General features: G+C 67.7%; 11 protein-coding genes. 7 read left to right on the forward strand and 4 right to left on the reverse strand.

The genetic code is table 11. The features are described from left to right. Positions 1-945 (forward strand): Mrp/NBP35 family ATP-binding protein (locus ACOJSF_RS09555; RefSeq protein WP_420141980.1); only part of this gene is annotated, 945 nt, incomplete at its 5' end. A gap of 22 nt (positions 946-967) precedes the next feature. Next, positions 968-1396 (forward strand): CoA-binding protein, encoded by a 429-nt coding sequence (locus tag ACOJSF_RS09560; RefSeq protein WP_420141981.1) that lies wholly within the window; start codon positions 968-970, stop codon positions 1394-1396. Positions 1397-1398: 2 nt separating this feature from the next. Here the strand turns inward: ACOJSF_RS09560 and ACOJSF_RS09565 are convergent, their stop codons facing one another. The 3 genes from ACOJSF_RS09565 to ubiA are packed head-to-tail and all read right to left on the reverse strand — an operon-like array spanning position 1399 to position 4485. Continuing rightward, positions 1399-2178, reverse strand: coding sequence for a 3'(2'),5'-bisphosphate nucleotidase CysQ (locus ACOJSF_RS09565; protein ID WP_420141982.1), 780 nt, complete (start codon positions 2176-2178; stop codon positions 1399-1401). Beyond that, on the reverse strand, positions 2171-3517 hold the full coding sequence (locus ACOJSF_RS09570; protein WP_420141983.1) for a TldD/PmbA family protein: 1347 nt from the start codon (positions 3515-3517) through the stop codon (positions 2171-2173). Before ACOJSF_RS09570 ends, ACOJSF_RS09565 begins: the two co-directional genes overlap by 8 nt. Before the next feature lie 59 nt (positions 3518-3576). Next, the gene (ubiA, locus tag ACOJSF_RS09575; protein ID WP_420141984.1) at positions 3577-4485 is read right to left on the reverse strand and encodes a 4-hydroxybenzoate octaprenyltransferase; all 909 of its coding nucleotides are present in this window, start codon (positions 4483-4485) and stop codon (positions 3577-3579) included. Positions 4486-4603: 118 nt separating this feature from the next. Here ubiA and ACOJSF_RS09580 point away from each other — a divergent pair, with 118 nt between their 5' ends. From ACOJSF_RS09580 to ACOJSF_RS09600, 5 genes are all read left to right on the forward strand, one after another. Further along, positions 4604-5344, forward strand: coding sequence for a 16S rRNA (uracil(1498)-N(3))-methyltransferase (locus ACOJSF_RS09580; protein ID WP_420141985.1), 741 nt, complete (start codon positions 4604-4606; stop codon positions 5342-5344). Positions 5345-5378: 34 nt separating this feature from the next. Next, a complete protein-coding gene (locus tag ACOJSF_RS09585; RefSeq protein ID WP_420141986.1) occupies positions 5379-6752 on the forward strand; it encodes a glutamate--cysteine ligase in 1374 nt (457 codons plus the stop codon). Positions 6753-6887: 135 nt separating this feature from the next. Then, complete coding sequence (locus ACOJSF_RS09590; protein ID WP_420141987.1) at positions 6888-7982, forward strand: Gfo/Idh/MocA family protein; 1095 nt, start codon at positions 6888-6890, stop codon at positions 7980-7982. Next, entirely contained in the window at positions 7982-8836 is an 855-nt protein-coding gene (locus ACOJSF_RS09595) for a WecB/TagA/CpsF family glycosyltransferase (protein WP_420141988.1), read from the forward strand. Before ACOJSF_RS09590 ends, ACOJSF_RS09595 begins: the two co-directional genes overlap by 1 nt. A 23-nt stretch (positions 8837-8859) precedes the next feature. Continuing rightward, the gene (locus ACOJSF_RS09600; RefSeq protein WP_420141989.1) at positions 8860-9741 is read left to right on the forward strand and encodes a hypothetical protein; all 882 of its coding nucleotides are present in this window, start codon (positions 8860-8862) and stop codon (positions 9739-9741) included. A 667-nt stretch (positions 9742-10408) separates the two neighbouring features. Here ACOJSF_RS09600 and ACOJSF_RS09605 read toward each other — a convergent pair. Continuing rightward, positions 10409-11149 carry a Bax inhibitor-1/YccA family protein gene (locus ACOJSF_RS09605; RefSeq protein WP_420141990.1) on the reverse strand — a complete coding sequence of 247 codons (741 nt, stop codon included), beginning with the start codon at positions 11147-11149 and terminating at the stop codon, positions 10409-10411. Between the last annotated feature and the right edge of the window lie 585 nt (positions 11150-11734).

Genomic DNA, 11734 nt, shown 5'->3' on the forward strand with positions numbered 1-11734 from the left:
CCCTCGGCGCGCCCCGCCGTCCTCGACCCCGTCTCCGGACTCGGCCTGCTCCCCGCCGGCCGCGCCGCAGCGCCGCGCGGCGATGCGGTGGTCGACGTCGTGATCGACGTCAGCGGCCTCGACGCCGCGGCGCGCGACCGGATCGATGCGGAGGTGCAGGCCGCGCTCAGGGCCGTGCCGGGGGTCGAACAGGTGCGCGTCGCGCTTACCGCCGAACGCAGCGGTGCGCCCCGCCTGCTGGCGGTCGCGAGCGGCAAGGGTGGGGTAGGCAAGTCGACCGTGGCCGCCAACCTCGCCGTGGCGCTGGCGGGCATGGGCGTGAAGGTCGGAATGGTCGATGCCGACATTTACGGCCCGTCGCAGCCGCGCCTGCTCGACGCAGACCACAAGCCCGAGGCGGTCGACAAGAAGCTCGTGCCCGTCGCGAGCCCCTATGGCGTCCCGGTGCTGTCGATGGGGCAGTTGGTGGCGCCGGGGCAGGCGGTGGCGTGGCGCGGGCCGATGGCGGGCGGCGCCCTGACGCAGATGGTCGATGCGCATTGGGGCGATACCGACCTGCTGATCGTCGACATGCCGCCGGGCACCGGCGACGTGCAGCTTTCGATGATCCAGAAGCATCGGCCCGTGGGCGCGCTGATCGTGTCCACGCCGCAGGATCTGGCGCTGATCGACGCGGCGCGCGCGATCGACCTGTTCGACAAGGCCAACGTGCCCGTGATCGGGCTGATCGAGAATATGGCGGGCTATGCCTGTCCGAAGTGCGGCGAGATCTCCGACCCGTTCGGGCAGGGCGGAGCGGAGGCCGAGGCGAGCCGGCGCGGCATTCCGTTCCTCGGTCGCGTACCCCTCGCGATCGGGATCCGCGCCGCGTCGGATGCGGGGCGGCCCGACCCTACGCCGTTCGCCGCGATCGCGCGGACGATCGCGGCAAGGCTGAACCCCTGACGCGCGAAAGGGTTATCGCCTCATGCCATTGACCGAGCCCGCCGCGATCCGCGACCTCCTGACCGAAACGCGCACGATCGCGCTGGTCGGCGCGTCCGATCGGCCCGACCGGCCGAGCTATGGCGTGATGCGCGTCCTGCAGGATTGGGGCTATCGCGTTCTGCCGGTCAATCCGCAGATCACGGGCGAGCATGTCCATGGCGAATATGTCTGGCGGGAACTCGCGCAGATCGGCGAGCCGATCGACCTGATCGACATCTTCCGCCGCCCGCAGGCCGCCGGCGAGGCGGTGGACGAGGCGATTGCGATCGGCGCGAAGGCGGTCTGGATGCAGATCGGAGTGGTCAATCACGAGGCCGCCGCACGGGCCGAGGCGGCCGGCCTCAAGGTCGTGATGGATCGCTGCCCGGCGATCGACCTGCCCCGCCTGGGCGTGCCGAAAAAGAACTGAGCCTATCGGATACTGGCGGCGCTCGCCCGCTCGGCCAGTCGCGCGACCGCCGCCGTGTGGATGCACGGCGCGCTGGCGAGGATGCCGAACGCCTCCCCGCCGCGCGTATTGAAAGCCAGCGGCACGCCGAGCGCGTCGGTCACCGTCGCCCCGGCTTCGTCGGCAATCAGGACGGCGGCGGCGATGTCCCACTCGCGGCCCCAGCGCAGCGTCGCGCACAGATCGGCCTCGTCCGCCGCGACCATTGCGATGCGTAGCGCGATCGAATTGTCGCGCGGCACAGCGACGAGATCGTCATCGATCCGGGGCAAGGTGTCGGCCGGCACGCGTGAGCCCGGCAGCAAGGTTCGGGTCGAGGCACGGAGCGGCGCGTCGTTGCGGGTCGCGCCCGCCCCCGCGACAGCGCGCCACCTTTCCCCCCGCGCCGGCGCGTCGAGCACGCCGACCACGGGCATGCCATCCTCGACCAGCGCGACCGAGACACACCAGCCGCGCCGGCCGCGCAGATAGTCGCGCGTGCCGTCGATCGGATCGACCACCCAGACCCGCCGCGCGGCGAGACGCGCGGGGTTGTCGGCCGTCTCCTCGGACAGCCAGCCGGCGTCGGGATCGAGCGCCTTCAGACGGGTGCGCAACAACAGATCGACCGCCAGATCGATCTCGCACACGGGATGGCCGGGCGATTTCTCCCAGCGGCGGAATTCGGTGCGCCAGCGATCGAGCGCGAGTTGGCCAGCCTCCGCCGCGACCGCGGCGATCGCGTCGGCCAGCGCCTCACGCACCGGCGACGGTCATCCCGTCGATGCGGACCGTTGGCACATCGAGAGCGCGGCGGAAGACGAGATCGTCGGCCGGGGTGAGATGCAGGAACATCTCCGCAAGATTGCCCGCGATCGTGATTTCCGCAACCGGCTCCGCCAGCTGCCCGTCGCGGATCGCGAAGCCCGACGCGCCCCGACTATAATCGCCGGTCACCCCGTTGACCCCCTGCCCGATCAGTTCGGTGACATAGACGCCCAGCTTGATGTCGGCGATCAGCGCGTCGACCGGCAACGCGCCGGCCGCGAGGAACAGGTTGCTCGTCCCCGCCCCCGGCGCGCCGCTGCCGCCCCGTACCGCATGCCCCGTCGGCTGCTCGCCAAGCTGCCGTGCCGAGGCGCTGTCGAGCAGCCATGTGGTAAGGACACCATCGGCCACGATGTCCGACGCGGCGGTCGGAAGCCCCTCCCCATCGAAGGCGCGGCTACGCAGGCCGCGCGTGCGATGCGGATCATCACGGATCGTGATTCCTGGCGCGAAGATGCGCGCGCCCCGCTTGCCCAGCAGGAAGCTGGTCTTGCGGGCGATCGCGGTGCCGGTGATCGCCCCGGCCAGATGGCCGAGCAGGCTGGTGCCGACGCGTGGATCGAATACCACCGGCATCGGCCCCGAGGCGAGCTTGCCGGGATTGAGCCGCGCCACGGCCCGCTCGCCCGCGCGGCGGCCGATCGCGTCGGCGGGTTCGAGGTCCGACAGATGGCGTGCCGAATGATAGGCATAATCGCGTTGCATGGCCGCGCCCTCGCCCGCGATCACGCTGGCCGAAGAGCCGTAGCCCGACGCGATCGTGCCGCGCGCGAAGCCGGTCGAGGTCGCCAGCGCGGTCAGCGTTCGCCCCGCGCTGGTGCCCGCACCCTCGCTGTTGGTGACGCCGGCGACAGCTCGCGCGGCTTCCTCGGCAGCGAGCGCACGTTCGCGCAGAAGGGCCGGGCTGGGGTCGCCCCCGTCATCGGCATCGACGTCCACGGGCTCGCCGCGTAGCAGCCGTTCGTCGGGCGCCAGACCAGCATAAGCGTCTTCAGGCGCCTCGCGCGCCATCGCGACCGCGCGCTCGACCAGCGCCACGAGCGCGTCGGTGGACAGGTCGGACGAGGAGACGCTCGCCGATCGGCGGCCCACGAAGAGGCGCAGTCCGATCTCCTCGCCCTCGGAGCGGCCGACATCCTCCAGCCGGCCCAGGCGTACCTGCACCTCGGTGGCGCTGCTGCCATGATAGACGGCATCGGCGGCGTCGCCGCCCGCGCGCACGGCGGCGGCGACCAGATCGGCGACCTTGTTTTCGGCATCGGCAAGAGACAGCATGCCGCGCACTTAGGCACGTTGGCTGCCAAACGGAAGCGCGCTGCGCCCCGGCGACAGCGCTAGGCGGCCGTTCCCACGGCCAGGCAGGCGAGGAACATCAGCAGCCCGGCGAATCGGTTCGCGCGGAAGCGGCGGAGCGCGTCGGCGGGATCGTCACGGCGCAGCCCGGCGACCTGCCAGCCGAGATGGAGCGCGACCGGCCCCAGCGCGAGCAGCGCCAACGGATCGGGCCGCCGCGCCCACAAGGCCGCCGCCCACAGCAGCAGCGCGCCGGCGTAGAGCAGGGCGACGCCGCCTTTCGCCCGATCGCCGAGCGCGCGGGCCGACGACTTCACCCCCGCCAGGGCATCATCCTCGATATCCTGCAGCGCGTAGATCGTATCGTACCCGATCACCCACAGCACCGACCCCGCGTAAAGGAGCAAGGCGGCGGCCTCGAACCGCCCGCTCGCCGCCGGCCAGGCGACCAAGGCGGCCCACGAGAAGACCAGCCCCAGCCACGCCTGCGGCCACCATGTGATGCGCTTCATGAAGGGGTAGGCGGCAACCAGCGCGATGCTGGCGATCGCGATCGCCTGCGCGAGGAGCGGCAACTGCAAGAGAACGATCAGGCCCACCGCGCATAAAGCGAGCAAAAACCCCCAGGCGACGGGCAGCGAGACCCTTCCGCTGGCGATCGGACGCGCGCGCGTCCGCGCGACGCGCGCGTCGAGGTCGCGATCGACGATATCGTTATACACGCAGCCCGCGCTCCGCATCGCGATCGATCCCAGCGCGAACCACAGCAGAAGGTCCCACCGCGCAACCGCCCTGCCCGTCAGCGCGATCGCCCACGCCCCCGGCCAGAAGAGCAGCCACGCGCCGATCGGCCGATCGAACCGGGCAAGCTGGACGAGGTCGCTGGCGAGCGGCGACAGTTTCGCCACGGTGCCGCGATGTTGCGTGTCGGGAACGATAGGCGGCGCCATCGCCCTCCCCTATAGGCGCGCCATGGCCGATGCCACCCTCCTCCCGCGCGCGACCCGCGACACCCGCGACCAAGGCGTAATGGTGGGGGACACTGCGAGCATGGGGGGATAGAACCCGGTGACTGCCACACCCGCCTGGCCGCCGGCGAGCACGCCACGCCTGTTCGTCGACCGGCCGCTCGGCCCCGGCATGGTGCTGACTCTTGACGGCGCACCAGCAAACTACCTGGCCAATGTCATGCGCCTCAAGCCGGGCGACCCGGTCCGGCTGTTCGACGACCGCACCGGCGAATGGCTGGCGGAGGTCGCGATGGCCACCCGGCGCGCGATCACGCTCAAGCTAGCCGGCGCCTTGCGCCCGCGCGAGGAGGTGCCCGATTTGTGGCTGCTGTTCGCGCCGATCAAGAAGGGCCGCATCGACTGGCTGGTCGAGAAGGCGACCGAACTCGGTATCGCGCGGCTCCAGCCCGTGGTGACGCAGCGCACGATCGTCGACCGCCTCAATCTCGATCGGCTGCGCGCGCATGCGATCGAGGCGGCCGAGCAGTGCGACCGCACCGCGCTACCGGTGCTGAACGAACCGGCTAAGCTCGGGATGCTGTTGCGTGGCTGGCCAGCCGAGCGCCCGCTGCTGTTCGCCGACGAGGCCGGCGGCCTCCCGCTGGCCGATGTCGCGCGGCCCGGCGCGGCGGCGATCCTGATCGGCCCCGAAGGCGGCTTTACCGACGAGGAGCGCGCGCAGATCCGGCGGACCCCGGGGGCGATCGGCATCTCGCTCGGCCCGCGGATCCTGCGCGCCGAAACCGCCGCCGCCGCCGCGATTGCCGGCTGGATGGCGACGGCAGGCGACTGGCGCTAGCGGAGACGCCCCGGCCCCGCTATCTGCGCGCGGCATGACGACGCGCACGGCGGAGGCCGGTCCAGACCCGCAGATCGAAGGCCGTGACGACTTGTTGTCGGTCTTCGCCGGTGGCGAGAAGCCCAAGGATCGGTGGCGGATCGGCACCGAGCATGAGAAATTCGTCTACGCACTGAACGATCATCATGCGCCCTCCTATGAGGAGAAAGGCGGCATCCATGCGCTGCTGATCGGTCTCACGAAATTCGGCTGGGAGCCGATCTACGAGGGCGACAACATCATCGCCTTGTCCGGGCCGGACGGGAATGTCAGCCTCGAGCCGGCCGGACAGTTCGAGCTGTCGGGCGCGCCGCTCGACAATCTCCACCAGACCTGCGCGGAAACCGGTCGCCACCTCGCCCAGGTGAAGGAAATCGGCGACAAGCTCGGCATGGGCTTCCTCGGGCTCGGCTTCTGGCCTGACAAGGCGCGCGCCGATTTGCCGATCATGCCCAAGGGCCGGTATGAGATCATGCTGCGCCACATGCCGCGCGTGGGCTCGCTCGGGCTCGACATGATGCTGCGGACCTGCACCATCCAGACCAACCTCGATTATGCGAGCGAGGCCGACATGGTGAAGAAGTTCCGGGTCAGCCTGGCGCTCCAGCCGCTCGCCACCGCGCTCTTCGCCAATTCGCCGTTCACCAATGGCCAGCCCAACGGCTTCCTGTCCTACCGCAGCCATATCTGGACCGATACCGATCCCGCGCGCACGGGCATGCTGCCCTTCGTGTTCGAGGACGGGTTCGGGTACGAGCGTTATGCCGACTACATGCTCGACGTGCCGATGTATTTCGTGTTCCGCGACGGGCGCTACATCGACGCGGCGGGGCAGAGTTTCCGTGACTTCCTCGACGGCCGGCTGCCAGCGATGCCGGAGGAAAAGCCGCGTCTCGCCGATTGGACCGATCACCTCTCGACCGCCTTTCCCGAGGTGCGGTTGAAGAGCTTCCTCGAAATGCGCGGCGCCGACGGCGGGCCGTGGAATCGCATCTGCGCGCTGCCCGCTTTCTGGGTCGGACTGCTCTATGACGACCAGGCGCTCGATGCCGCGTGGGACGAGGTCAAGCACTGGACGATCGACGATCATCATCGCATCCGCGAACAGGTGCCGCGTCTCGGGCTGGCGACGCAGGGGCCGCGCGGCCGCGATTTCCGGACGCTCGGCGGGCAGATTCTCGACATCGCGCATGCCGGACTGGCGGCGCGCCGCCGGTTCAATGGCGCGGGCGACGACGAAACCGGCTTTCTCGATCCGCTCCGAGAGATCGTCGCGCATGGCAAGGTGCCCGCCCAAGTCTTGCTTGATCGCTTCCACGGCGATTGGGGCGGCGAGATTCGTCATGTTTATGAAGAAATGAGCTTCTAGAAGTCATCGAGTTGTGCAAACCCCGTCCGGGGGGCGGCACGACCGCGTTTTGGGGACCACCGCAGCAATCGGCTTGACAGGCGACGAGCCTGACAGCACGACAATTATGCTGCACTGCAATAAGGAGCATCGGCGTTGACGATCAAGGTCGCCGTCATCGGGCTGGGCAAGATGGGTCTGTCCCATCTCGCGATGATCAACGCCCTTCAGGACTTTCAGGTCGTCGCGATCTGCGACAGCGCCGCGATGGTCGGGGGCGTGATCGAGAAATACGGTCACCTCAAATATATCGCCGACTTCGATGCGGTTCTGGCGTTGCCGGAGCTCGATGCGATCGTCATCGCGACGCCGACCACCACGCATGAACCGATGGTGCGCAAGGCGCTCGATCGCGGCCTTCACGTCTTCTGCGAAAAGCCGCTGACCCTGTCGTCGGCCGACAGCGAATCGCTCGCGGCGCTGGCCGCGAGCAAGGGGCTGGTCGCGCAGGTCGGCTATCACAATCGCTTCATCGGCACCTTCAACGAGGTGAAGCGCCTGCTCGACACGGGCGCGCTCGGGAAGATCAGCCACGTCCAGGCCGAAGCATATGGTCCCGTGGTGCTGCGGCCGACCAAGCCGACGTGGCGTGGCAAGGCCGGCAATGGTGGCGGCTGCCTCTACGATTATGCCGCGCACCCGCTCAATCTGGTGAACTGGTATTTCGGACGGCCGGAAGGCTGCAGCGGCGCCGTGCTCAAGAGCACTTTTTCGGCCGAGGTCGATGACGAGGTCTATGCGACGCTCGGCTTCGGGAGCGGCGTGACCGGGCAGCTGTCCGTCAACTGGTCGGACGCGTCGGTCCGCAAGATGACCACGCGCATCTCGATCTGGGGCGAAGGCGGCAAGATCTATGCCGACCGGCAGGAGATTCAGGTCTTCCTGACCGGCAACGTCGCGATCCCGGAGGGGTATGACGAAGGCTGGACAGTGAAGTACATCACCGATCTCACGCCCCCGGTCAGCTTCTACCTGCGCGGCGAGGAATATAGCGCGCAGCTCGAGGCGTTCGGGCGTGCGATCATCGCGAAGCAGCAGGGCGAGAACGGCTTCGCCTCCTCGGCCGATACCGACGCCACGATCGAAATGATCCGGGGCGCGGCGGCGGCCGGCGGCAGCGCGGGCACGATCACCGCGCCGGTGCAGGACCGCCGGGGCGGCGGCATCCTCTCGCGCGTGCTGGGCCGCTGATGGAGAAGGTTCGCCAGGTCACGCGCGACGGCTTCGCACCGTGGCAGCGGTCGCGGCTGATGAATGCGTGGGTCGACAGCCTGACGATCCAGGAGATCGTCGAGCGTCTGGACGAGGGCGTGCTGTTCACGCTCAATCCCGACCACATGTACCATCTGCAGAACAATGCGGACTTCGCGGCCGCGTATCGCGACGCGACGATCGTCTCGTCCGACAGCAAATATGTCTATTGGTCGCTTGGGCTGATCGGCCGGAACATCAAGCAGAAGTCGTCGGGCTCGGACATCGTGCCGGCTTATTGGAAGCATCACGCGAACAATCCCGAGGTCGGCATCTTCTTCCTCGGCGCAAAGCCCGGCGTGGCGCAGATGGCGCGCGAGCGGATCAATCGCATCGTCGGCCGCGAGATCGTGGTCGGCGCGCATGGTCCGTCGTTCAACTTCGTCAATGATCCGAAGGAAATCGATGCGGTGATCGACATGATCAACGCGTCGGGCGCGACCTGCCTGATTGTGGGCCTTGGTGCCCCCAAGCAGGAAATCTGGATCCATCGCAACCGGCACCGCATGCCCGGCGTGAAGGTCTATATGGGGGTCGGCGCGACGATCGATTACGAGGCGGAAGCGGTGAAGCGCGCGCCCGGCTGGATGACGCGCAACGGCCTTGAATGGGTCTATCGCATGGCGACCGAGCCGCGTCGCTACTGGCGCCGCTATTTCCGGACGCTCGACTTCTTCTGGATGGTGTTGCTCGACCGGCTCGGCCTGTATCGCGGCCCTGCCTTCCCTTCGCCCGGCAACTCGCCCGAGCCTTCGGGCGACCCGCGCGTCAAGCTGCTCTCCGCCCGCCCCTGAAGCATCGCTCCATCGAGGATCCCATGGAACGCATTCTGTTCGGTGATAACCAGTTCTTCGGCGTGAACCACATGTCGGAGGAAAAGGCGCGGCAGCAGGCCATGCGCTTCCAGTCGATCGACGCGATCATCGACGTGCTTCAGGCCGCGCTCCACGCGGGGGCCGGTGGCTTCATGTGCACGACGCACGACAAGATCGAGAAGATCGCCGACGACGTGCGCGCCAATCCGGCCAAGTGGGAGGGCTTCACCTTCTACCCGGGCATGCCCTACGCGCACAAATACGCCAACGCGGTAACCGAGCTTGGCTATTTCGATGCGCTGCGTAAGTTCCTACCCAAGGAAGGGCTGGTTGACACCGTCCTTCGCGGTTCGAAGGCCGTCCTCAACAAGGACATCGAGAGCATGATGACTCTGCTCGTCGATGCCGAGATGAAGATGTTCCGCGGCCTCGATACGCCGGTTATCTTCCTGCAGAACGTCGTCTGCGACCTGATCCAGGGCCTCGGCTTCACCGATGCCTTTGGGATTTTCTCCGAGCATGTCCGCAAGCGCTACAATGCGGAGGCAGGCTTCATCACGATGAATCTGCCGAAGCTGCTACCGATGCTCAAGGATGCCGGCGTCGAAAACCCGATCGTCTGCGCCAACGTCAACAAGATCGCCTTCCGCATGTCGGGTGGGATCGAGGGCTATCGCGAGGCGACCAGCAAGATCCCGGCGCGGGTCATCGCGATGTCGGTGCTTGCGTCGGGCGGCATCCGCCCGCGCGAGGCGATCGAGTGGGTGGTGAACGAACCTTACGTCCAGAGCATCCTCTTCGGCGCGTCGAGCAAGGCGAACATCGTCAATACGGTCGAGCTGATCCACGAGGCGGACGCCGCCAAGGGCAAGGTCTACGCCTGACCGACGAAACCGGCTGCCGCAAGTGAGCGGACCCGCGCGCGGTGACGGCCCGAGCTTGGGCTGGGGAGACAGGGCGCAGGAGTGCTGCGGCGACGCTAGCCACGGCTGATTGTCCCAGCTGGTGGCAGCTGCTCGGTATGTTGATGCATAGGCATTGCGTCGCCGCGGTGGGCCGGGTGGCGAAACGCCCCGGCCTCGACATGGACAAGCGGTTCTTGGACCGTCGACTGCTCTGACTGGCTCGCCGCAACCCCGCACTGGCTGTCGAGATTTCGATCGATAGCAGTCCGCTCGATGACGTTCGTCCCCCCTCGGCGCCAAACTCACGCCTTAGCCAGGGGCTTCCTGCGGCGGCGGACGTCCTGATCGGGTGCCGCATGGGAAGCCGCGCCGGAGCTCGGCGCACGTCTGCGTGCGTGGTCGACGGCGAACGGGCTGGCCAGCCGCCGGAGCAAGGGCGGCATTTCGCGGCCCGTCCGCGGGTTCGCCCCTCGTGCTCTTTTGGGCCGGCGCTATTAGCGAGATACCGGCGCGCATTGGAGTTGCCGGAAGCTTCCAGGAGCGGACGCCGCCGCCGATCGCATGGGCCTGCCCGCTGGGGAAACGACACAAAAAAGGGCCCCGCCTCGCGGCGGAGCCCTCCCTCTCGATCCGTGGATCTTCGCGCTTAGCGGCGGTCGCCCATGAAGCGCAGCAGGAACATGAACATGTTGATGAAGTCGAGATAGAGCGTCAGCGCGCCCATCACCACCGACTTGCCGGCGAACTCCGTCCCCTGAACCTGGAAATACAGGCTCTTGATCCGCTGCGTGTCGTAGGCCGTCAGCCCGGCGAATAGCAGCACGCCGAGGATGCTGATGACCAGCGCCAGGCCGCTCGACTGGAAGAACAGGTTGAGCAGGCTGGCCACCAGAATGCCGACGACGCCCATGATCAGGAAGCTGCCGAAGCCCGACAGATCGCGCTTGGTCGTGTAGCCATAGAGGCTGAGGCCGCCAAACGCGGCCGCGCTGGCGAAGAAGGTCTGCGCCACCGACGTACCCGTGTAGACCAGCAGGATGGTCGACAGCGACAGCCCCATTAGCACCGCATAGGCCCAGAAAATCGCCTTCGCGCTCGACTCGCTCAACCGGTTGATGCCGAAGCTAAGCCACATGACGAGGCCGATCGGGGCAAACATCACCACCCAGCCGAGACCCGACGGGCGGCCCTCGGGCGAGAAGAGCAGGCTCATATAGGGGCTGTTGGCGAAGAGCAGCGCGACGATACCCGTCAGCAGCACGCCCGATGCCATGTAATTATAGACCGAAAGCATGTAGGCCCGGAGACCCGCGTCGTGCGACGCAGCGCGCGCACCGGCCGGAGCGGCCGCCGCGGAGGTCGTCCAGGGGTCAGACCAGTTTGCCATCTCAGATAAGCTCCTCTTGCGCCGACAGTTCGACGCCCGTCGAATATCGGACGAGTCGGGAGGTATTTCAAGCATCGGAAGGGGTCCTGTCAGACCGGCGGCGCGGCCTGTGGGCGCTTCAGAAACATTAAATCATGAACCGGGGCGGAGGCCTGACGCACAAGCCCTGTCGATTCGCGCTTCTTGTTCCTTATCTCGTCGCTTCAATCTAATCCGGGTCGCTTGCTTGTAGGATGCTGGCCGGGAGGCCAGGGCGCGCTACGCGTCGGTCAGCATTGGGACATCGACCACGCTGGCCCCATTTCGCCTGGGCAAGCGTCGCAATCGGTCTTGGTAGCCCTGCGGTCTATCGTTGACGCACGGTGCTGGTGCGCGGATCCTGCCGCATCCGGTTCCGCTCGGTTACCACGCCCGACGGCGACGCTGCCCTCCGACCTCTCGACGAGGCTCGATGGCGGCAACCAGCCTCGCTCCTCACGAAGCCACACACAGCAAACAAAAAGGGCCGGCCAGTGCTGGCCGGCCCCCTTGTCGCCGTGGCGATCGCCTTACTGGCCCGAACCCGGACCGAAGGTGATTTCCACG

The sequence above is a fragment of the Sphingomonas sp. genome (assembly GCF_048594985.1).
Taxonomy (GTDB): Bacteria; Pseudomonadota; Alphaproteobacteria; order Sphingomonadales; family Sphingomonadaceae; genus Sphingomonas_I.

Bases quoted from the DNA above. Each gene is read 5' to 3' on its own strand.
- ACOJSF_RS09600 (WP_420141989.1), top strand. From the start codon at position 8,860: ATGGAACGCATTCTGTTCGGTGATAACCAGTTCTTCGGCGTGAACCAC.
- ACOJSF_RS09605 (WP_420141990.1), bottom strand. From the start codon at position 11,149: ATGGCAAACTGGTCTGACCCCTGGACGACCTCCGCGGCGGCCGCTCCG.
- ACOJSF_RS09570 (WP_420141983.1), bottom strand. From the start codon at position 3,517: ATGCTGTCTCTTGCCGATGCCGAAAACAAGGTCGCCGATCTGGTCGCC.
- ubiA (WP_420141984.1), bottom strand. From the start codon at position 4,485: ATGGCGCCGCCTATCGTTCCCGACACGCAACATCGCGGCACCGTGGCG.
- ACOJSF_RS09585 (WP_420141986.1), top strand. From the start codon at position 5,379: ATGACGACGCGCACGGCGGAGGCCGGTCCAGACCCGCAGATCGAAGGC.
- ACOJSF_RS09595 (WP_420141988.1), top strand. From the start codon at position 7,982: ATGGAGAAGGTTCGCCAGGTCACGCGCGACGGCTTCGCACCGTGGCAG.
- ACOJSF_RS09560 (WP_420141981.1), top strand. From the start codon at position 968: ATGCCATTGACCGAGCCCGCCGCGATCCGCGACCTCCTGACCGAAACG.